Annotated in this window: 18 protein-coding genes and 1 pseudogene; 15 read left to right on the forward strand and 4 right to left on the reverse strand. The window is 63.5% G+C overall.

Annotation, left to right across the window (positions count from 1 at the left end):
• Window positions 1–16: 16 nt before the first annotated feature.
• Window positions 17–529 (forward strand): DinB family protein, encoded by a 513-nt coding sequence (locus FJ936_RS25595; RefSeq protein ID WP_140617195.1) that lies wholly within the window; start codon window positions 17–19, stop codon window positions 527–529.
• Between the two features lie 59 nt (window positions 530–588).
• Here the strand turns inward: FJ936_RS25595 and FJ936_RS25600 are convergent, their stop codons facing one another.
• Entirely contained in the window at window positions 589–1,548 is a 960-nt protein-coding gene (locus FJ936_RS25600) for a LysR substrate-binding domain-containing protein (RefSeq protein ID WP_015318463.1), read from the reverse strand.
• A 110-nt stretch (window positions 1,549–1,658) separates the two neighbouring features.
• Here FJ936_RS25600 and FJ936_RS30595 point away from each other — a divergent pair, with 110 nt between their 5' ends.
• From FJ936_RS30595 to speB, 7 genes are all read left to right on the forward strand, one after another.
• Window positions 1,659–2,492 carry a hypothetical protein gene (locus tag FJ936_RS30595; protein WP_015318462.1) on the forward strand — a complete coding sequence of 278 codons (834 nt, stop codon included), beginning with the start codon at window positions 1,659–1,661 and terminating at the stop codon, window positions 2,490–2,492.
• Between the two features lie 45 nt (window positions 2,493–2,537).
• Complete coding sequence (locus tag FJ936_RS25615) at window positions 2,538–3,464, forward strand: DMT family transporter (protein ID WP_140790583.1); 927 nt, start codon at window positions 2,538–2,540, stop codon at window positions 3,462–3,464.
• A complete protein-coding gene (locus FJ936_RS25620; RefSeq protein ID WP_015318460.1) occupies window positions 3,457–3,660 on the forward strand; it encodes a hypothetical protein in 204 nt (67 codons plus the stop codon). Before FJ936_RS25615 ends, FJ936_RS25620 begins: the two co-directional genes overlap by 8 nt.
• Before the next feature lie 161 nt (window positions 3,661–3,821).
• Window positions 3,822–4,274 (forward strand): MucR family transcriptional regulator, encoded by a 453-nt coding sequence (locus FJ936_RS25625; RefSeq protein ID WP_015318459.1) that lies wholly within the window; start codon window positions 3,822–3,824, stop codon window positions 4,272–4,274.
• Window positions 4,275–4,407: 133 nt separating this feature from the next.
• The gene (gene abc-f / locus FJ936_RS25630) at window positions 4,408–6,285 is read left to right on the forward strand and encodes a ribosomal protection-like ABC-F family protein (protein ID WP_141907133.1); all 1,878 of its coding nucleotides are present in this window, start codon (window positions 4,408–4,410) and stop codon (window positions 6,283–6,285) included.
• 82 nt (window positions 6,286–6,367) lie between these two features.
• Window positions 6,368–8,488 (forward strand): molybdopterin oxidoreductase family protein, encoded by a 2,121-nt coding sequence (locus FJ936_RS25635; protein WP_140790579.1) that lies wholly within the window; start codon window positions 6,368–6,370, stop codon window positions 8,486–8,488.
• A 59-nt stretch (window positions 8,489–8,547) separates the two neighbouring features.
• The gene (gene speB, locus FJ936_RS25640) at window positions 8,548–9,357 is read left to right on the forward strand and encodes an agmatinase (RefSeq protein ID WP_140790577.1); all 810 of its coding nucleotides are present in this window, start codon (window positions 8,548–8,550) and stop codon (window positions 9,355–9,357) included.
• Between the two features lie 15 nt (window positions 9,358–9,372).
• On the opposite strand, the gene FJ936_RS25645 is transcribed toward speB, so the two are convergent.
• Together FJ936_RS25645 and FJ936_RS25650 are read right to left on the reverse strand one after the other, a co-directional pair.
• Entirely contained in the window at window positions 9,373–10,515 is a 1,143-nt protein-coding gene (locus FJ936_RS25645) for an NAD(P)/FAD-dependent oxidoreductase (RefSeq protein ID WP_140790575.1), read from the reverse strand.
• 61 nt (window positions 10,516–10,576) lie between these two features.
• Window positions 10,577–11,056: an Lrp/AsnC family transcriptional regulator gene (locus FJ936_RS25650; protein ID WP_140617189.1), complete on the reverse strand. Its 480-nt coding sequence runs from the start codon at window positions 11,054–11,056 to the stop codon at window positions 10,577–10,579.
• 104 nt (window positions 11,057–11,160) lie between these two features.
• Here FJ936_RS25650 and FJ936_RS25655 point away from each other — a divergent pair, with 104 nt between their 5' ends.
• The 4 genes and pseudogenes from FJ936_RS25655 (at window position 11,161) to FJ936_RS25670 (ending at window position 15,263) form a co-directional block, all read left to right on the forward strand.
• Window positions 11,161–12,369, forward strand: coding sequence for a diaminopropionate ammonia-lyase (locus FJ936_RS25655; RefSeq protein ID WP_141907134.1), 1,209 nt, complete (start codon window positions 11,161–11,163; stop codon window positions 12,367–12,369).
• 14 nt (window positions 12,370–12,383) lie between these two features.
• Window positions 12,384–13,630: pseudogene (locus FJ936_RS25660) on the forward strand (Zn-dependent hydrolase).
• Window positions 13,623–14,783: a M20 aminoacylase family protein gene (locus FJ936_RS25665; RefSeq protein ID WP_015318452.1), complete on the forward strand. Its 1,161-nt coding sequence runs from the start codon at window positions 13,623–13,625 to the stop codon at window positions 14,781–14,783. The pseudogene FJ936_RS25660 and the gene FJ936_RS25665 overlap by 8 nt, the downstream one beginning before the upstream one ends.
• Window positions 14,784–15,092: 309 nt before the next feature.
• Complete coding sequence (locus FJ936_RS25670) at window positions 15,093–15,263, forward strand: hypothetical protein (RefSeq protein WP_224525574.1); 171 nt, start codon at window positions 15,093–15,095, stop codon at window positions 15,261–15,263.
• A gap of 33 nt (window positions 15,264–15,296) precedes the next feature.
• Here FJ936_RS25670 and FJ936_RS30600 read toward each other — a convergent pair whose 3' ends face one another.
• Window positions 15,297–15,437, reverse strand: coding sequence for a hypothetical protein (locus FJ936_RS30600; protein ID WP_015318450.1), 141 nt, complete (start codon window positions 15,435–15,437; stop codon window positions 15,297–15,299).
• Window positions 15,438–15,546: 109 nt separating this feature from the next.
• Here FJ936_RS30600 and FJ936_RS30605 point away from each other — a divergent pair, with 109 nt between their 5' ends.
• From FJ936_RS30605 to dapB, 3 genes are all read left to right on the forward strand, one after another.
• Complete coding sequence (locus FJ936_RS30605; RefSeq protein ID WP_015318449.1) at window positions 15,547–15,720, forward strand: hypothetical protein; 174 nt, start codon at window positions 15,547–15,549, stop codon at window positions 15,718–15,720.
• Window positions 15,721–15,788: 68 nt separating this feature from the next.
• Window positions 15,789–17,882: an ATP-dependent helicase gene (locus tag FJ936_RS25675; RefSeq protein ID WP_141907135.1), complete on the forward strand. Its 2,094-nt coding sequence runs from the start codon at window positions 15,789–15,791 to the stop codon at window positions 17,880–17,882.
• A 9-nt stretch (window positions 17,883–17,891) separates the two neighbouring features.
• On the forward strand, window positions 17,892–18,671 hold the full coding sequence (gene dapB / locus FJ936_RS25680) for a 4-hydroxy-tetrahydrodipicolinate reductase (protein ID WP_141907136.1): 780 nt from the start codon (window positions 17,892–17,894) through the stop codon (window positions 18,669–18,671).
• Window positions 18,672–18,844 lie beyond the last annotated feature (173 nt).

Consider the following 18,844-nt stretch of genomic DNA (forward strand, 5'->3'; position numbering starts at 1 on the left):
GGACCGGCGGGAAAAAATGAAACAGCACTTCATGATGTTTGCGGCATACAATCAATGGGCCAATGGCCGCATCTACGATGCCGCCGACGATCTCAACGACGAGGAATTCAATCGCGACGTCGGCGTCTTTTTCGGCTCGCTGATGGGCACGCTCAACCACCTGCTCGCCGCCGATCGCATCTGGATGAAGCGCTTCACCGGCGAAGGCGCCGCGCCAACGACATTGGACGCTATATTGTACCGGGCCTTGCCTGTCCTGAGGACAGCGCGCGAGGCCGAGGACCGGCGGATTATCGACTGGCTCAGCGGCTTGAGCGACAAGGCGCTGTCGGGTCGTTTCACCTATATGACCGTATCGGACATGCGCACCGTCTCGCAACGCCTGGCGCCCGCGCTGGCTCATGTCTTCAACCACCAGACCCATCACCGCGGCCAGGCGCATATGATCCTGACGGTCCTGGGTCGCCCGTCAGTGCCGCTCGATCTGGCGCATTTCCAGCGCACCGAGGAGGGCAGGGCTTTCGCCTGATCCAACTTGTTCTTTCTAGAGGCGAGGGCAAGCGGTTGGCGCGGACCATCTCCGCATTTTCACACAGCCGCGGAAGCCAGGCCGGTGACTTCGCCATCCAATTGGCTCTGTGTCAGAGCCGCTTCCGCCATCACCCATTGCTTGAACCGCAGCACCTTGCGCGCGGCAAGGCTCTTGTGGGGCGAGACGAAATACCAGCCGGCCGTGTTCGGATGGTGGACGGCAAAGGGAGCGACCAGCCTCTCGGCGCGGATGTCGCTGGCCATATAGGCACGGTTGGCGACCGCAAAACCCATTCCGGCATTGGCCGCCTCGTAGGACATCATGCAAGAGTCGAAATAGATGCTTTTGGTCTCGCTGAGCACAAAACTGGCCCCGGCGAAACCAAGCCAGGATTGCCAGTTCTGTGTGCAGGTGTCGGAATGCAGCAGCGTGAAGTGCTTGAGGTCATCCGGCGTCACCTTTGATACCGGCTTGTCGCCGAGAACCTCATGGAACAATTTGCGGTTGCATACCGGGGTCAGGTCTTCCCGAAACAGCAGGTCGGACGGCAGTCCGTTGAAATGGCCGTCGCCATAGCGGATTTCCAGATCGAATTCGGAAGTCGTGAACTCATGCGTCGCGTACGAGGTCGAAACCCGCATCACGATATCGGGATGTTGCTGCTGGAACAGCGGCAGGCGCGGAAACAGCCAGCGCGCGGCAAATGTCGGCAGCACGGATATTTTCAGCACATGTTCCTGTGATTGCCCGGTCGCTTCCATGCTGGCGGCGACGATACGCTCCAGCGCCTCGCGAACGCGCGAGACATAGGTCTCGCCCTCCGGTGTCAGCGATACCGCATTGCCGCCGCGTTGGAAAATCTTGAAACGCAGCTGGTCCTCCAGGCTCTTGACGCGCTGGCTGACCGCCGATGCGGTGATGAACTGTTCTTCTCCGGCACGCGTGAAATTGCCGTGCCTCGCAGCACTCTCCACGATTTTCAGCGAATTGAGGTTGACCTGACTGAGCAGACGCACGGTTTCGACCTTAAGCTTGGCTTACGGTAGCACTAGCATTCCTAATTTTACAGGGGGAGCTAATTTAATCGACTGTTAGCCAAGTGTTTGCCCCCACTTGGAGAAGTACAATGAACGCACATACGATACCCGAATTGCGCTATGCGATGAGCCGCGAGGCCATTATCGGCCACGAAACCGCCTGGAAGGTGTCGAGCTTCGGCGTTGCGCAGTATCTGCATGGCTATGATCCGGTACTGCTTGCCGCGATCGAGGAGGCCGCCCTGAAGCTCAAGGCCAGCCATGCCGTGCACAAGCATCTCGATCTGACCTTCATCACCGGCGCCGACCGTTTCATACCTGAAATCAAGGAGTTGCTGAACGACAAGTTGCGCCTGGAGCGCCTGTCCGACATGATGGGCACGAAGCTGGAACCCTATCCGCTGTCGATCGTCGGTTCGACCGTTACCTTCATGAATCCCAGGGATGGCGCCGTCGAATGGCATTGCGACGGCGTCCCGGTCACCGAACTCATTCCGCTGTCGATCAGCGATCCGCTGGTCGGCGGCCATCTCGAAATCTATTGCGATGATTCCGAGACCGGCCGCGCCATTCTCGAATCCGGCCGCGAGATTCCGCGCAACCGTATCATGCGCATCGATCACAAGATGAGATATGCGACGCTCGGGCAGTTCCTCGGCGTCCTGCACCGCACGGCGCCGATCCAGTTCGGCGAACGCGTCACCCTGGTGCTCAACCAGCGCTCCGTGGCCAAGCCCTATGTCGACGACAACAGGATGTTTTACCTTGCCGCCGACAATGATCACGACCGCGAATGGGTCAATGAACTGGCCGAGGACGTGTGGACCAATCAGCTGCCGGCCTATCGCCGGTTCGAGGCGGAACATCCGACGCCGGCCCCGGCCGAAGCACCGGTTCCGGGTGGGGCCAGGGAATCATGGTAACGATCCATGATCCGGAAAAAAGGGAGCCGGTTTTCGGACAGGATCATGGTCGAACGCAGAGATAGAGCCCCATGGCGCTTCTTTCGGCATGGATCAGGCTCGATGTCCGCGCTGGTCTTCGCCACCGGCGCGGTGGCGTTGTGGTCGACAAATGCGCTGGTCGGCAAATCCCTGCTGGCCAGTCACCCGGTGTCGCAGGTGCAGTTCCTGCAATTTGTAGGGGCCACGCTGGTCTTCGCGGCCATCCGGTTGATGAGCCGGGAGAAAGCCACGGCAATCACGGCGAGCACCGCGCTGGTGCCGCTCGCGGTCGGCTTCATCGGTCTGGTCGGCACCATGGTGCTGCAATATATCGCCTTCGCCTCGATGCCGGTGATCGAAGCCAATCTCGTGGCCTACACCTGGCCCTTGATGGTTGCCGCGGCCGTGATCGCCTTCGAAAATCCCCGGCGTCCGGCTTTGCTGGGTCTTGCAGCGGCCCTTGGGTTCGTGGGCGTCGCGCTGGTGATTTCGGGAGGCCGCGACCGCACCTGGTTTCAGGGTGATCTCGCCGGCTATCTGTGCGCATTCGGGTCCGCGCTGTGCATGGCTTTCTATTCGGTGATGGTGGGACGGCTCGCCCCTTCGCCGGACCGCCTGTTGCTGCCATCGTCGCTGGTTGGCGTCGCCTTGACGCTTATATGGTCCGCTCGCGAAGGCGTCGCCTGGCCCACCGGGGTGGATCTGGCCCTCGGGCTCTATCTCGGTGCCGGCCCCATGGGGCTTGGTTATTACTTCTGGTCGCGGGCCCTGAAACTGGGAGGCAGCGGGAAGGTGGCTGTCATTGCCTATCTCACGCCGATCGCTTCGACACTGCTGCTGACCTTGTCCGGCGAACGGTTGACGACGACAGCCATTGCCGGAGCCGTCCTTGTCATAGGCAGTTGCATCGCGGTCGGACTGGAACGTTCGGAGGCGGAAAACTATGTTTGACGACAATGAACGTCTCGCCAGGCAGGAAGCGCATTGGCTGATCAAGGAATTTGGCGCCGAGGCACCACTTTACGCGGCGATGAAGGCCGAAAAGGCGATCGAGCAGAAGGATTTCGGGCGTTGTGCCCGCTGGAAGCGTATTCTTGAGATATTGGCTGACAGCCGTTCAACCAAGTCTGCCGTATCCAAGTATTAGATTTTCTAATTTGCACGAGGTCGATTTCCCATAAAAGTAGTTGACGCCAAGTCTTGATTCGTTTTGGGACTTGGCGGGTCCGTTGGGGGCGCGGTTAAAGAGATACATCGACAGAAGTCTTCACTGGGGTAGACGACTTTGTCGCAAACAGGGTGAAAGAATTGTCAAATATCGAGGATAAGATCGTTATCGAGCTAACCGCCGATATTGTCTCGGCTTATGTAGGCAACAATCCGCTCCCGGCTTCGGGCCTGCCTGACTTGATTGCCAGCGTCAGCGCCTCGGTTCGAAAGCTGGCTGGTGCGGCTGTCGTGGAAAGCCCGAGCCTTGTTCCGGCCGTAAATCCGAAAAGGTCGGTGTTTCCCGACTACATCATCTGCCTGGAGGACGGAAAGAAGTTCAAGTCGCTCAAGCGACACCTCAGGACGGACTACGGTTTGAGCCCTGACGACTATCGCGCCAAATGGGGCTTGCCGCCGGACTACCCGATGGTCGCGCCGAATTACTCCGCGACCCGGTCGGCGTTGGCGAAGTCAACGGGACTTGGCCGCAAGCCGGCCGCTGCGCCGGCAGTCGTGGCCAAGACGACCAAGCGCGGCAAGGCGGCTGCCTGAGCCTTTGCCGACTGCACGGCGGGCGCTGTCGCGGCTCTGACGGCGCGGTTGTGGGCGCCGTTTCCAGGCCTTGTGCGGCCAACTGGCCCGCAAGGTCTTGCGAAGCGTTGATGTCCGGTGCAAAAGCGCGGCCATGCTTATCATCAACGACCTCTCGCTCCGCATGGCGGGGCGCCTGCTTCTCGACCACGCCTCGCTCACCCTGCCGGCCGGCACCAAGGCCGGTCTTGTCGGCCGCAACGGGACCGGCAAGACGACGCTGTTCAAGGCCATAACAGGCGATTTTCCCTCCGAGACGGGTTCGATCAGCCTGCCGAAGAATACGCGGATCGGTCAGGTGGCGCAGGAAGCGCCCGGCACCGAGGACCCGCTGATCGAGATCGTGCTCAAGGCCGACCTCGAACGTTCCGCGCTCGTCGAAGAGGAAAAGACCGCCACCGATCCGCACCGCATCGCCGACATCCACATGCGGCTGGCCGATATCGACGCCCATTCGGCCGAGTCTCGCGCGGCCACCATCCTGGCCGGCCTAGGCTTCGACGACGCCGCGCAGCGCCGTCCGGCCTCGTCCTTCTCCGGCGGCTGGCGCATGCGCGTCGCGTTGGCCGCCGTGCTGTTTTCAGAGCCCGACCTTCTGCTGCTCGACGAGCCGACCAACTATCTCGACCTTGAAGGGACGCTGTGGCTTGAGAACTATGTTTCAAAGTATCCTCACACGGTGCTTCTGATTTCGCACGACCGGGATCTGCTCAACCGTGCCGTCAATTCGATCGTTCATCTCGACCAGAAGAAGCTGACGTTCTGGCGCGGCGGCTACGACCAGTTCGAGCGCCAGTATACCGAGCAGAAGGAATTGCAGGAAAAGGGCAGGGTCAAGCAGGAAGCCGCCCGCAAGCACATGGAATCCTTCGTTGAGCGTTTTCGCGCAAAGGCCTCCAAGGCAAGGCAGGCACAGTCGCGCATCAAGGCGCTGGAAAAGATGAAGCCGATCTCGGCCATCGTCAACGACACGGTACGGCCGTTCTCTTTTCCCGAGCCTGTGAAGACCGTGGCCTCGCCGATCGTGGCGCTGAACAACGTCAATGTCGGCTACACCGAGGGTCAGCCGATCCTGAAGAAGATGACGCTGCGCATCGATGCCGACGACCGCATCGCGCTGCTCGGTGCCAATGGCAACGGCAAGTCGACCTTCGCCAAACTTCTGTCGGGTCGTCTGAAGCAGGAAACCGGCACCATGACGGTGGCGCCGGGTTTGAAGGTGGCGATCTTCGCCCAGCACCAACTCGACGATCTGCGTCCTGAGGAAAATGCCTATGAGCACGTCCGCCGGCTGATGCCGGAGGCGCCGGAATCGAAAGTGCGCGGCCGCGTCGCCCAGTTCGGCCTCACGACAGAGAAAATGAACACGCCCGCCAAGGACCTGTCCGGTGGCGAGAAGGCGCGCCTTCTGATGGGCCTGTCTGCCTTCGAGGGGCCGAACCTGTTCATCCTCGACGAACCGACGAATCATCTCGACATCGACAGCCGCGAATCGTTGATCCATGCGCTGAACGAATTTCCCGGCGCCGTTATCCTGATCTCGCACGACCGCCATCTTCTGGAAGCGACCGCCGACCGGCTGTGGCTGGTCAAGGACGGTGCGGTCAATTCCTATGACGGCGACCTGGAGGACTATAAGACGCTGGTCACCGGCGTCTCCGGCGACCGCCGTGGCAAGCGCGAAGCGGACAAGGCGTCAAAAGCCGACCGTCGCCGCGACGCGGCCGCTCGCCGTGCCGCCTTCGAACCGCTGGCCAAGGAAATCCGCGCCACCGAGGCGCTGATGGATCGCATCCGCAAACGCATCGACGGCATCGAGGACGAGCTGTCCAATCCGGCGGTCTATGAAAAGGACCCCTCGACCGCGACGCGGCTCGCCAAGGAGCGCTCGCAGCTTGCGCAGACGCTGGCAGGCCACGAGGAAAAATGGCTGACCATGTCGGCCGAATATGAGGAAGGCACGGCGGAGTAGGATGCGTAATCTCCCGACGAGGGGGAGATTGGCTGATTATCTGGCCCTACACGCCACTCCCGAAACCCGCTAAACAGGGGCCATGAACCAGCACGCCAACCTCCGCATCGGCCATTCGGCCTGTCCGCATGATTGCCCGTCGACCTGTGCTCTCGAGGTCGAACTGCTCGACGGCAACCGCATCGGCCGGGTCCATGGCGCCAAGGCCAACAGCTACACATCGGGCGTCGTCTGCGCCAAGGTCGCCCGCTATGCCGACCGCGTCCATCATCCCGATCGTCTGCTGAAGCCGCTGGTGCGCAAGGGCGCCAAGGGCGAGGGCGTCTGGCAGGAATCTAGCTGGGAGGCCGCTCTCGACCTCGTCGCCGAGAAATTCGACGCGGCCGAAGCGAAGTACGGCTCCGAGACGGTCTGGCCCTATTACTATGCCGGCACGATGGGGCTGGTGCAGCGCGACGGCATTGAGAGGTTGCGCCACGCGAAAAAGTACTCGGGCTTCTTCGGCTCGATCTGCACCAATCTCGCCTGGACCGGCTGGATGATGGGGGCAGGCGCGCTGCGCGGACCGGACCCGCGGGAGATGGCGAAATCCGACTGCGTGGTGATCTGGGGCACCAACGCTGTGGTCACGCAGGTCAATGTGATGACCCACGCCATCAAGGCGCGCAAGGAACGCGGCGCGAAGATCGTGGTCATCGACGTCTATGAGAATGCGACGATGAAGCAGGCCGACATCGGTCTGGTCCTGAAGCCCGGCACCGACGGCGCGCTCGCTTGTGCCGTCATGCACGTCCTGTTTCGCGAGGGCCTGGCCGACCGCGCCTATCTGCAGAAATATACGGACGATCCGACGGGCCTGGAGGCGCATCTCGTTACCCGCACGCCGGAATGGGCGGCTGATATTACCGGTTTGACGGTCGCCGAGATCGAGACCTTCGCGCGCCTCGTCGGCACGACGAAAAAGACCTATTTTCGCCTCGGCTACGGCTTTGCCCGCCAGCGCAACGGCGCCGTCAACATGCATGCCGCGTCTTGCATCGCCGCCGTCACCGGCGCCTGGCAGTATGAGGGCGGCGGCGCCTTCCATTCCAATTCCGGCATCTTCAAACTCAACCAGGAGGTGCTCGAGGGCACGCGCATGCGCGATCCCTCGATCCGCTATCTCGACCATTCGCGCATCGGCCCGGTGCTGACCGGCGCCAGTGACGCGCTCTATGGCGGACCGCCGGTGACGGCGATGCTGATTCAGAACACCAATCCGGTGAATGTCGCGCCCGAGCAGCGGCTGGTGAAGCAGGGATTTTTGCGAGACGATTTGTTCACCTGCGTGCACGAGCAGTTCATGACCGACACGGCCAAGCTGGCCGACGTCGTGCTGCCGGCGACGATGTTCGTCGAGCATGACGACATCTACAAGGGCGGCGGCAACCAGCACATCACGCTCGGCCCCAAGCTGATCGAACCGCCGGAAGGGCCGCGCACCAACCATTTCGTCATCGAGCAGTTGGCCGAGCGCCTTGGTGTCGCCGACAGGCCGGGCTTCGGGCTGACCGAGCAGCAGCATATCGACATCATCCTCGGCAAGCGCGGGTTGGGCAGCTTCGCCAGCTTGGAAGAGCAGAAGTGGATTGATCTGCAGCCGGATTTCGACACGGCGCATTTCATCCGGGGCTTTGGCCATGCGGATGGCAAATTCCGCTTTCGCGCCGACTGGACCGGGCAGGCGGCTCCCAACCGGCCGCCGAAGAGCATGGGCCTGTTCGGCCCGGTGGCGCGATTGCCCGAATTTCCTGATCATGTCGACCTGATCGAGGTGGCTGACGAAGCCCATCCGTTCCGGCTGACGACATCGCCGGCGCGCAACTTCCTCAACTCGACCTTTTCCGAAACACCGGTGTCGAAGGCCAAGGAAGGCCGCCCGGAACTCCTGCTGCATCCCGAGGACGCGGCGGCTCTAGGGCTGGCCGAGGGCGACCGTGTCGAGATCGGCAACATGCGCGGCGAGGTGGTGCTGCACGCCAGATTGTTCGACGGCATCAAGCGCGGCGTCGTGATCGCCGAAGGTATCTGGCCGAACAGCGCGCATGAGCGCGGCGAGGGCATCAATGTGCTGACCGGCGCCGACGCCCCCGCACCCTATGGCGGCGCTGCCTTTCACGACAACAAGGTCTGGCTGCGCCGGACGCAAGAGCTGAGTGCATAGCGGCCGCGATTATCGATTGCGCCTGATGTCAATTCGTCCGTCGCAATGGGAGAGTGTCGATGGCTGGCGCGATTTCGCTTCTGGGAATACCGCATGACGAGAATTCATCCTATCTCCAGGGTGCGGCCAAGGCGCCGCCGCTCATCAGGCGCGAACTCACCAGCGATGCTTACTCCTCATGGAGCGAGACCGGCTTCGACCTGACCGGCCGCTTCATCGATCATGGCGACATCGACTTCGACAAACCGGGCGATCCCTGGCAGCGCATCGAAAGCGAAGTCGGTCGCGCCCTGGAGGCAGGCCACCCGCTGATCAGCCTGGGCGGCGACCACGCGATCACCTGGCCGGTGCTGCGCGCGGTGCGCCGTCGCCACCCGAGCCTGACGATCGTGCATATCGATGCCCACCCCGACATCTATCATGCCTACGGTGACAATCCGCGTTCGCACACCTCGCCCTTCGCGCGCATCATGGAGGAACGGCTAGCCGACCGGCTGATCCAGATCGGCCTGCGCGCCGTGAACGACCATCACCGCGATCAGTTCAAGCGCTTTGGCGTCGAGGTCGAGGAGGCCGCGCATTTCGGCGAAAGCCTGACGCTTGATCTCAAGACCCCGGTTTATATCTCGATGGATCTCGACGGGCTCGATCCAGCCTTTGCGCCCGGCGTCTCCCACCGCGAGCCCGGCGGCCTGTCGACGCGGCAGGTCATCAACCTGATTCAAAGCATCAACCAGCCGATCGTTGCCGCTGATATCGTTGAATACAATCCGAGCCAGGACCTCTCCAACATGACGGCACTTGTCGCCGCCAAACTGACGAAGGAGATCGCCGGCATGATGCTCAGGACATCGCCCGCGGTGGATTGAGGGCGCGGCTTGGGATCACACCGGCAGTGTTTCGGCCACTTTTTTCCTGTTTTGCCGCTGGCGGATGTCATCGGCGACCGCCTGGGCTTCGATGCCGATTTCGCGCAACAGCCCGGTGACCGCGTTGTGAAAGCCGACCAGATAGAGGCCGAGATCCGAAGCTTGGACATTGACGCCGCTGGGGCCGGGCTCCACGCCGGGTTCGAGGAACCTAGCATAGCCTGGCCGGTAGCCGGTGGCGAAGAGGATGGCGTCGAATTCGCCGTGCTTGCCGTCCGCAAAACGGGCGCCCCGTTCCGAGATTTCGGCGATGTCGGGCGCCACCTTGATCGCACCTTCCCGGATCTTGCCGATGGTGCCGACATCGATCACCGGAATGCGCGACGCAAGGGCGATCTGCTGCAGCAGTCCCTGCTTCGGCCGTCTGAGCCCAAACTTCTCCAGCCTCCCCAGCACCAGATCGAGGATGACGGGGAACAGCGCGTCGTTGATGCGCTGCGGCCCGAGCCGCGTCGCCATGCCGACCATCTGGATCGGCACGCCGAACAGTTCGCGCGGGACGATGTGAACGCCGCCGCGCACCGAGATCGTCGGTCGGGCGCCGCCTTCCACCAGGTCGAGCGCAATCTCCGCGCCGGTATTGCCCATGCCGACGACCAGCACCGATTGGCCGGCAAAAGGCGCGGCGTTGCGATAGTCGGCGCTGTGCAGCGTCTTGCCCTTGAAGGCCTCGATGCCGGCAAATCTGGGCAGCAAGGGTTCGGCATTGTAGCCGGACGCGATCACCACATGCGAAGCGCGTAAGGCGCCGGAGGTCGATTCCACCCGCCAACCGCGGCCCTCCCTGGCGACCGCCCGCACCGTTTCGCCGAAGCGGGGCTCCAGGGCGAAGCGTTTTGCATAGGCGTCGAGATACTCGACCACGAGGTGGCGCGGCACATAGCGCGGATAATCCCTTGGGAAGGGAACGAAGGGCAGCGAGGAGTAACGCTTGGTCGTATGCAGATGCACACGGTCATAGTGACGCCGCCAGGCTGGCGCGGCCTGCTGCTCCTTTTCAAGCATGACGAAGTCCTGCCCGGCCTGGCGAAGACATGCGGCAACCGCCAGGCCCGCCGGCCCGGCACCGATGATCGCGACTTTCGTGGTTTCGCCCATGCGCGCCTCCCCCTCCAATTGGCGATCCAGAATGTCAGAAACGTGGCAAGGGTGCACCGGCTCATCCAGGCAGGGGCACCGTCAACCCGACCTTGACGCGGTCCATGGCGACGAAGGTGCGGAACTTCCGCACATTGTTGCTGCCGAAGAATAGTTTTCGCGTCAGCGCCTCGTAGGCGCCCATGTCGGCCACGGTGATGACGAGGATAAAGTCGGCCTCGCCGGTGACATAATAGCATTGCTGTACTTGCGGCTCCGCCGAGAATTGCCGCTTGGCCTCGTCGATCAGTTCGGTGCGTTCGCTCTCGAGCTCCACCTCGACGAAGATAGTGATCGGCTGGCCGACGGCCGCCGGCTCGACAATGGCGACATTGCCGGTAATGACGCCGGTCTGCTCCATGCGCTTGATGCGGCGCTGCACGGCTGGCGCCGACAGGTTCACCGCCTCGCCGATCAGCCGTTGCGGCGTCGTGTTGTCCCGCTGCAGGATGGCAAGGATGGCGAGATCGAAGCTGTCGAGTGAGGCTGGCGACTGAGACATTGCTATCCTGACGAAACAAACTTGCATTTCGAGAGCCAAATTACGGCGCTTTTTGCGCAGGGTTTGCAATATATCTTCTCTTGGACGCCAAGGAGAGACCGCCAATGTTCCTGCCCAATCGCCATGCCTTGCACCGCCAGCCGCTGGACGAGGCCGACGCCGAAACCCTCGGCATCGCCGGGGCCGACACTGTCGAGCGTTTCCTTGCCCGCCGTGACAATCACTTGGCGACGCCGCTGCACGCCCTGCCGGCGTTGGCTGGCGAACTCGGTCTCGGCACCTTGCATGTCAAGGATGAGGGCTTTCGCCTCGGCCTAGGCAGCTTCAAGGCGCTGGGCGGCGCCTATGCGGTCTTCCGCCTGGTCCTGGAGGAGGCAAGCAAGCGGCTCGGCCGCTCCGTCGATGTCGGCGATCTCGATCGGCCCGAAGTCCGGTCGGTCGCGGCGACCATGACGGTTGCTTGTGCTACCGACGGCAATCATGGCCGCTCCGTCGCGCAAGGCGCCCAGCTTGTCGGCGCAAAGGCAGCGATCTTTGTCCATGCCGGCGTCAGTGACGGGCGCGTCGCGGCCATCGCCCGCTATGGGGCGGAGATGATCCGCGTCGACGGCAATTACGACGATTCGGTCAGGCAGGCGGCGCGCGTCGCTGCGGAGAAGGGCTGGACGGTGGTTTCCGATACCTCATGGCCGGGCTACGAACGCATTCCGGGCCTCGTCATGCAGGGCTACACCGCGATCGTGCGTGAGGCGCTGGGTCAGACATCCGAACCGCCGACCCATGTCTTCGTGCAGGCCGGCGTCGGCGGCATCGCGGCGGCGGTCGCCGGCCATCTCGCCATCGTGCTTGGCGAAGCCAGGCCGGTTTTCACGGTGGTGGAACCCGCCCGTGCCGCCTGCGTTTTCGGCGCCGCCAAGGCCGGGCACCCGGTCAAGATTGCGCATGGCGGGGCGACAGTCATGGCGATGCTCGAATGCTACGAGGCCTCGCCGGTCGCCTGGCGCGTGCTGGCACGCGTCGCCGATGCCTTCATGACCGTCGACGAGGACGAAGCCATCGCCGTGATGCGGCGGCTGGCACGCCCGGCCGGCAACGATCCGGCCATCGTTGCCGGTGAAAGCGGCGGGGTCGGCCTTGCCGGGCTGATCCGGGCGATGGCCGATCATAAGGCCGAGCTTGGCCTCGACACCACTTCGCGCGTGCTGGTCGTCAACACCGAAGGCGCGACAGATCCCCGCCGCTATGCCGAACTCGTCGGCACGAGTCCGGCGGATGTGCTTGCCGGCAAGGTGCTTTCTGGAGCGACGCCATGACCTTGATCGATGCGATGACCTCGATCGACGCACAAAGGTTGCTTGGCCGCATCCGCGAACTCGGCGGCATCGGTCGTGATGGCGAGGGCAGATTGGTGCGGCTGGCCGCCTCCGACGCCGACAGGCTGGGTCGCGACCGCTTCGTCGGCTGGCTGCGCGAGGCCGGTCTCGAAATCGCCATCGATCGCATGGGAAATATGTTCGGCGTCTGGCAGGCGCCGGCGAATGCCGGCCATGCGCCGATCCTCGTCGGCTCGCATATCGACACCGTCATCGATGCCGGCATCTATGACGGCTGCTACGGCGTGCTCGCCGGGCTGGAGGTGATCGAGACGTTGAAGGCGTCGGCTCTTGTCCCGTCGCGACCGCTCGCGGTCGCCGCCTTCACCAACGAGGAAGGGGTTCGCTATTCCCCCGACATGATGGGTTCACTGGTCCATGCCGGCGGCGTCGGTATCGACGAGGCGCTGGCGGCCGTCGGCACCGACGGAAGCGTGCTGGGAGAGGAACTGGCCCGCATCGGCTATGCCGGCGACGAGGAGCCAGGCTTCCTCAAGCCGCACGTCTATCTCGAATTGCATATCGAGCAGGGCCCGGTTCTGGAACGCGAAGGCGTGCCGATCGGTGCTGTGGAAAACCTGCAAGGCATCTCCTGGCAGCGCATCACCATAGACGGCGTCGCCAACCACGCCGGCACCACGCCGATGTCGATGCGCAATGACGCCGGGCATGCGGCCGCGCGTGTCGTCACGTTCCTGCACGACCGCGCCAAAGCTTCGAACACGCCGACCGTTGCAACGGTCGGCACGATGCGTTCGAGCCAGACGCCATCAATGTCATTCCCTCGCGCGCCGTCTTCACCGTCGACCTGCGCGACCCTTTCGAGCATCGCCTGCAAGCCGAGGAAGCCGCACTCGCCGCGTTTCTTGAGGACCTCGCGGCCGATGATGGCGTCACGATCTCGGTCGAGCGGCTGGCCCGCTTCGAGCCGGTGATCTTCGATATCAGCATTGTCGAATTGATCGAAGCTGCCGCGAAGAAGCGCGGGTATGCATCCAAGCGCATGACCTCAGGCGCCGGCCACGATGCGCAGATGATGGCGCGCCTCGCGCCCGCGGCGATGATTTTCGTGCCGAGCGCCGGTGGCATCAGCCACAATCCGCGCGAACATACCGCCGATGCCGAGCTTGTCGCCGGCGCCAACATCCTGCTTGATATCGTCGCCCAGCTTGCGGATCAGGAGGTATCAGGCGATGGCTGAAATCGATCGTGATGTGCTGAAGCTGGAGATGACCGAATGGCGGCATGATCTGCACGCGCACCCTGAATTCGGCTTCGAGGAGGAGCGCACCGCGGCCTTCGTTGCCGCCAAGCTGCGCGAATTCGGCCTGGACGATGTCGCCGAGGGTGTCGGCGGCACCGGGGTCGTCGGGACTTTGAAGCGCGGCAGCGGCAACCGCGCGATCGCGCTGCGAGCCGACATGGACGCTCTGCGCATATCAGAGCAATCAACCGCGCCATACCGCTCCGGCAATCCCGGAATCATGCATGCCTGCGGCCATGACGGCCACACGGCGATGCTGCTCGGTGCGGCCAAGCTCATGGCCGGGGAGGGCGGTTTCGACGGCACCGTGCGCTTCATCTTCCAGCCGGCGGAGGAATGGGGAAAAGGCGCGTTGGCGATGCTCGACGATGGCCTGATGCAGCGCTTTCCCTTCGACGAGATCTTTGGCCTGCACAACATGCCGGGCTTGCCGGTTGGACATTTCGAGACCCGCGCCGGCCCGGTCATGTCGGCCGAAGACGTCTTCGAGATCGTGCTCAGGGGTTTGGGCGGTCACGCTGCGCGGCCGCATTCGGGTCAGGAAACGCTGGTCGCCGCCTGTGCGCTGGTTACCAACCTGCAGACCATCGTCTCGCGCCGGCTGAGCCCGGCCGACATCTCCGTGGTTTCGGTGACCGAACTGATCACCGATGGCACCCGCAACGCACTGCCGGGTATCGCCCGCATCCTTGGCGACGCGCGCAGCTTCCGCCCCGAGGTGAGCGCCAAGATCGAATGCCAGATGCGCATCATCGCCGAAGGCATCGCTACCGCTTACAACGTTGCCGCCGAGGTCAACTACACCAGGGAATTCGTGCCTTTGCGCAACGATGCCGAACTGGTCGACGCGGCCTTTGCCGCCGCCGGGACTGTTTTCGAACGCGGCAATATCGCGGTCGCCCGCGAGCCGATGACGGCGTCGGAGGATTTCGCCCGCTTCCTCGACCACGTGCCGGGCTGCTTCGTCTTCCTCGGCAACGGCGAGGCCTCGGCACCGCTTCACAATTCCAGTTACGACTTCAACGACGACGGGCTGTTGTTCGGCGCCAGTTTCCATGCCGCCATCGCCAGGCAGCGGCTTGGGACCTGAACCCCCGGGGGGATTTTCGCGGCATTTAGCGGGGGAAAACGCCGGGGAAAGGCCGAAATCCTTGATCTGGCATGACGCTACGGCAAGACTCAGCTAGCCTCGCTCACGCGGCGGACCTGATATCCGCCTGGCCGGCGCTATCAGATTACCTCCCAAGCGGCGCCGGCCTTCTCTCCTGCATGCTAAATTAGATTTCGTTAAAGTTAGAACGCTCGCGCTCGGCGGAAGTTAGGGTTTTACTGTCATGGCTGTGGCACGCTTTTGGATGCTGCGGGTTCATAGATGCGCGGGCGGAGCTGGATAAAGGCGGTGCGTCAGGACGAAGCGCGGCGGGTGCGCGCCCGCATCGCTCAACTCGAACGAGACTTGACCGCCGCCTCGGCGCAGACACGACAGCTGCGCCAGGACGCAGGCCACGAGCTGCGCAATGCCAAGTTCCGCCTCGAGCGTCTCGAGGAATGCATCGCGGCAATGCGGTGAAGATCCCGCAATCGTTTTTGCGCAATGCTCCATTCACTGGCTGGCAATGCCATTGTTCACGACAGGAATGGCGAGATCTTGATCGGCCCCAGTCGCCTTTGTCGGCGGCAATTTGTTGTCGCAGGCCGAGAAAGCCAAAGTCACCAGCGCGAGGATCAGTCCCAGCTTTTTCATGGCTACTTCCTCCACCCGCAGAACGAGGCGGTGTCGGTTTGGTTGCACGATTGCGCCGAGGGAACAAAATCCCCTGCCTCAGGTTGACCCAGCGAAGGAGGACCGCCGCATGATCCGTTTGCTTCTGGTTGGCACGCTGGCCTTTGTCACTTACCGTCTCGCCCGCAAGATGATCGACGAGGTTCCCGACAGTGTCGATCCGCTCTTGCTGCCAGCGCCCGCAAACGACCGCGAGGCGCTACGCCGGCAGTCGGCGTCGATGGGCGTTGACCCGAAACGCTGATTGCTCCCGCTGTATTGGCGGAGCTGCTTCTCTGTTGCGAACAAAGCGGAAACGATGCTTGATGGGCGATGAACCTCGCCGCCCATGATTCGACGTTTTTGGAACAGACCGGCCAGCCGGCTTATCTCGTCCGGCTGAACGACGCCCAACGCAAGGCCGTCGAACATGGCGACGGCAAGATTGCAGGCCCGCTGCTGGTTATCGCCGGCGCCGGCTCCGGCAAGACCAACACGCTGGCGCACCGCGTCGCCCACCTGATCGTCAGGGGAGCCGACCCGCGCCGCATCCTGCTGATGACGTTTTCGCGGCGCGCCGCATCCGAAATGGCGAGACGTGTCGAGCGCATCGCCGGCGAAGTGCTCGGCCGCGACGCCGCGGTGATCACGGACGCACTGACCTGGGCCGGCACTTTTCATGGTATCGGCGCGCGGCTGCTGCGGGACTATGCGCTGGAGATCGGCCTCGATCCGGCCTTCACCATCCATGATCGCGAGGATTCCGCCGATCTGATGAATCTCGTGCGCCACGAACTCGGTTTCTCCAGGACGGAAGCGCGCTTTCCGACCAAAGGCACCTGCCTTGCCATCTATTCGCGCGCCGTCAACGCGCAGGCGCCGCTGGGTGAGGTCCTGGGGTCCGCCTTCCCCTGGTGCGCCGGCTGGGCCGAGCAGCTCAAGCAATTGTTTGCCGGTTACGTGGAGGCCAAGCAGGCGCAGAATGTGCTCGATTACGACGATTTGCTGCTCTACTGGGCGCAGATGACCGCCGAGCCTGAAATCGCCACGCATCTGGGCGGACGGTTCGACCATGTGCTGGTCGACGAATACCAGGACACCAACCGGCTGCAGGCCTCGATCCTGATGACACTCAAGCCCGACGGCGCCGGGCTGACGGTCGTCGGTGACGACGCGCAGTCGATCTATTCGTTCCGGGCCGCCGAAGTGCGCAACATCCTCGACTTCCCCGGACAGTTCGCGCGGACCGCCGATGTGGTGATGCTGGAGCGCAATTATCGCTCGACCGAGACCATTCTGGCGGCCGCCAACGCGGTTATCGGCGAAGCCTCGGAGCGCTTCACCAATAACCTGTGGTCGGAACGCAAATCCGCCGACAAACCGAGACTTGTGACCGTGCGCGACGAGGTCGAGCAAGCGAACTTCGTCTGCGACACCATCCTTGCCGAGCGCGAGGCCGGTACCGCGCTGAAGTCGCAGGCGGTGCTGTTTCGCGCCTCGCACCACAGCGGGCCGCTGGAGATCGAGCTGACGCGGCGCAACATCCCTTTCGTCAAGTTCGGTGGCCTGAAATTCCTCGATGCCGCGCATGTCAAGGACGTGCTGGCGGTACTGCGCTTTGCCGAAAATCCGCGCGATCGTGTCGCCGGCTTTCGCGTGCTGCAGCTTCTTCCCGGCATTGGCCCTTCCGCGGCCGCGCAGGTCGTCGAGGCCATGACGTCGGCGCTGGACGAGGCGATGGGACTGGCCGGCTGGCGTCCGCCGCAGCGCGCCGCCGACGACTGGCCCGGCTTCGTCTCGCTCTATTCCGGCTTGCGCGCCGGCGCCAAATGGCCGGCCGATCTCGAACAGGTCAGGCTGTGGTACGAACCGCATCTGGAGCGCATCCACGAGGATGCGATCACGCGCCGCGCCGACCTGCTGCAACTCGAGCAAATCGGCTTGGGCTATGCTTCGCGCGAACGCTTCCTGACCGAGCTGACGCTCGATCCGCCGGACGCAACCAGCGACCAGGCCGGCCCTCCGCACCGCGACGAGGACTATTTGATCTTGTCGACCATCCACTCGGCCAAGGGCCAGGAGTGGAAGAACGTCTTCGTGCTGAACACGGTCGATGGCTGCATTCCGGCCGATCTCGGTGTCGGCACCAAGGAAGATATCGAGGAGGAGCGACGGCTGCTCTACGTGGCGATGACACGGGCCAAGGACAATCTCAACCTCGTCATGCCCCAGCGCTTCTTTCCGCATGGCCAGGCGGCACGCGGCGACCGCCATGTCTACGCCTCGCGCACCCGTTTCATTCCGGCCTCCATCCTCGCCGCGTTCCAGCAGCTTTCGTGGCCGGCCGCGCAAGCGGCGCAGGACAGGGCGCCTCGGCCGGAGGTGCGCGTCGATATTGGCGCGCGCATGCGCGGCATGTGGAAATAGCAGGAGCCGATGCCGCAGCCGCCGATCAGGATCGCCATATCAGGCGCTCTCGGCCGCATGGGTCGCCAGATGGCGGATGCGGTGCGGGCCGATGTGCGTCTGGCGCTCACCGGCTGCTTTCACCGTCCGGGCAGTGTCGGCGACGGGCTGGTGAGCCGCGACGAGGCGCTCGCCACAGCCGACGTGGTGGTCGACTTCACCACGCCGGCGGCCTCCGTGGAACTGGCCAGATTGTGTGCCGGGAGGGGCGGGCCAGCCCTGGTGATTGGCTCGACGGGCTTCGAGGCCGCCGAGATGGCCACCATCGCCCATGCCGCGAAAACCATTGCCATCGTGCGCTCCGGCAGCTTCTCGCTCGGGCTCAACATGCTGGTCGGATTGGTCGAACAGGCAGCGCGGGCGCTCGACCCCGATGACTGGGATGTGGAGATTTTCGAGGCGCATCATCGCCACAAGATCGACGCGCCTTCGGGCACGGCGCTGATGCTGGGGCAGGCTGTTGCCGGCGGACGCGAAATCGGGCTGGAGACGGTTGCGAGGCGCGTCCGCGATGGCGTCACCGGCGCGCGGCCGGCGGGCGAGATAGGCTTCGCGGTGGCGCGGGGCGGCGCCATCATTGGTGAGCACAGCGTCAGCTTCTGCACGGAAGGCGAGACCGTCACCTTGGCGCATTCGGCTGGCGACCGCATCATGTTTGCACGCGGCGCCATCGCCGCGGCATTGTGGGTGGCGGGCCGCGCTCCCGGCGAATACGACATGCGCGACGTATTGGGTTTTGGCGCGTCGTAACCAGCAAATCCTGGCTGTTTTCATTCCCCGGTTGCTAAAGTGGCTGAAAGCCAGCTGAAAGCTTGGGCATGCAATTGATTCATTGCGGCGTTCGCCGCGTGACCGGTGCGGGAGTGGCCGGCAGGAGGAATGCGGCGCAGCCTGGATGGCGCGCCGCCCAGGTGGAGGAAGTT

Origin of the sequence: Mesorhizobium sp. B2-4-13, from assembly GCF_006658535.1 — a bacterium.
GTDB classification, from domain to species: Bacteria; Pseudomonadota; Alphaproteobacteria; order Rhizobiales; family Rhizobiaceae; genus Mesorhizobium; species Mesorhizobium australicum.

Excerpts from the sequence above, each read along its gene's own strand:
- FJ936_RS25595 (WP_140617195.1), top strand. The coding sequence starts at position 17 with ATGAAACAGCACTTCATGATGTTTGCGGCATACAATCAATGGGCCAAT.
- FJ936_RS30595 (WP_015318462.1), top strand. The coding sequence starts at position 1,659 with ATGAACGCACATACGATACCCGAATTGCGCTATGCGATGAGCCGCGAG.
- FJ936_RS25615 (WP_140790583.1), top strand. The coding sequence starts at position 2,538 with ATGGTCGAACGCAGAGATAGAGCCCCATGGCGCTTCTTTCGGCATGGA.
- FJ936_RS25620 (WP_015318460.1), top strand. The coding sequence starts at position 3,457 with ATGTTTGACGACAATGAACGTCTCGCCAGGCAGGAAGCGCATTGGCTG.
- abc-f (WP_141907133.1), top strand. The coding sequence starts at position 4,408 with ATGCTTATCATCAACGACCTCTCGCTCCGCATGGCGGGGCGCCTGCTT.
- FJ936_RS25635 (WP_140790579.1), top strand. The coding sequence starts at position 6,368 with ATGAACCAGCACGCCAACCTCCGCATCGGCCATTCGGCCTGTCCGCAT.
- speB (WP_140790577.1), top strand. The coding sequence starts at position 8,548 with ATGGCTGGCGCGATTTCGCTTCTGGGAATACCGCATGACGAGAATTCA.
- FJ936_RS25645 (WP_140790575.1), bottom strand. The coding sequence starts at position 10,515 with ATGGGCGAAACCACGAAAGTCGCGATCATCGGTGCCGGGCCGGCGGGC.
- FJ936_RS25650 (WP_140617189.1), bottom strand. The coding sequence starts at position 11,056 with ATGTCTCAGTCGCCAGCCTCACTCGACAGCTTCGATCTCGCCATCCTT.
- FJ936_RS25655 (WP_141907134.1), top strand. The coding sequence starts at position 11,161 with ATGTTCCTGCCCAATCGCCATGCCTTGCACCGCCAGCCGCTGGACGAG.
- FJ936_RS25665 (WP_015318452.1), top strand. The coding sequence starts at position 13,623 with ATGGCTGAAATCGATCGTGATGTGCTGAAGCTGGAGATGACCGAATGG.
- FJ936_RS30600 (WP_015318450.1), bottom strand. The coding sequence starts at position 15,437 with ATGAAAAAGCTGGGACTGATCCTCGCGCTGGTGACTTTGGCTTTCTCG.
- FJ936_RS30605 (WP_015318449.1), top strand. The coding sequence starts at position 15,547 with ATGATCCGTTTGCTTCTGGTTGGCACGCTGGCCTTTGTCACTTACCGT.
- FJ936_RS25675 (WP_141907135.1), top strand. The coding sequence starts at position 15,789 with ATGAACCTCGCCGCCCATGATTCGACGTTTTTGGAACAGACCGGCCAG.
- dapB (WP_141907136.1), top strand. The coding sequence starts at position 17,892 with ATGCCGCAGCCGCCGATCAGGATCGCCATATCAGGCGCTCTCGGCCGC.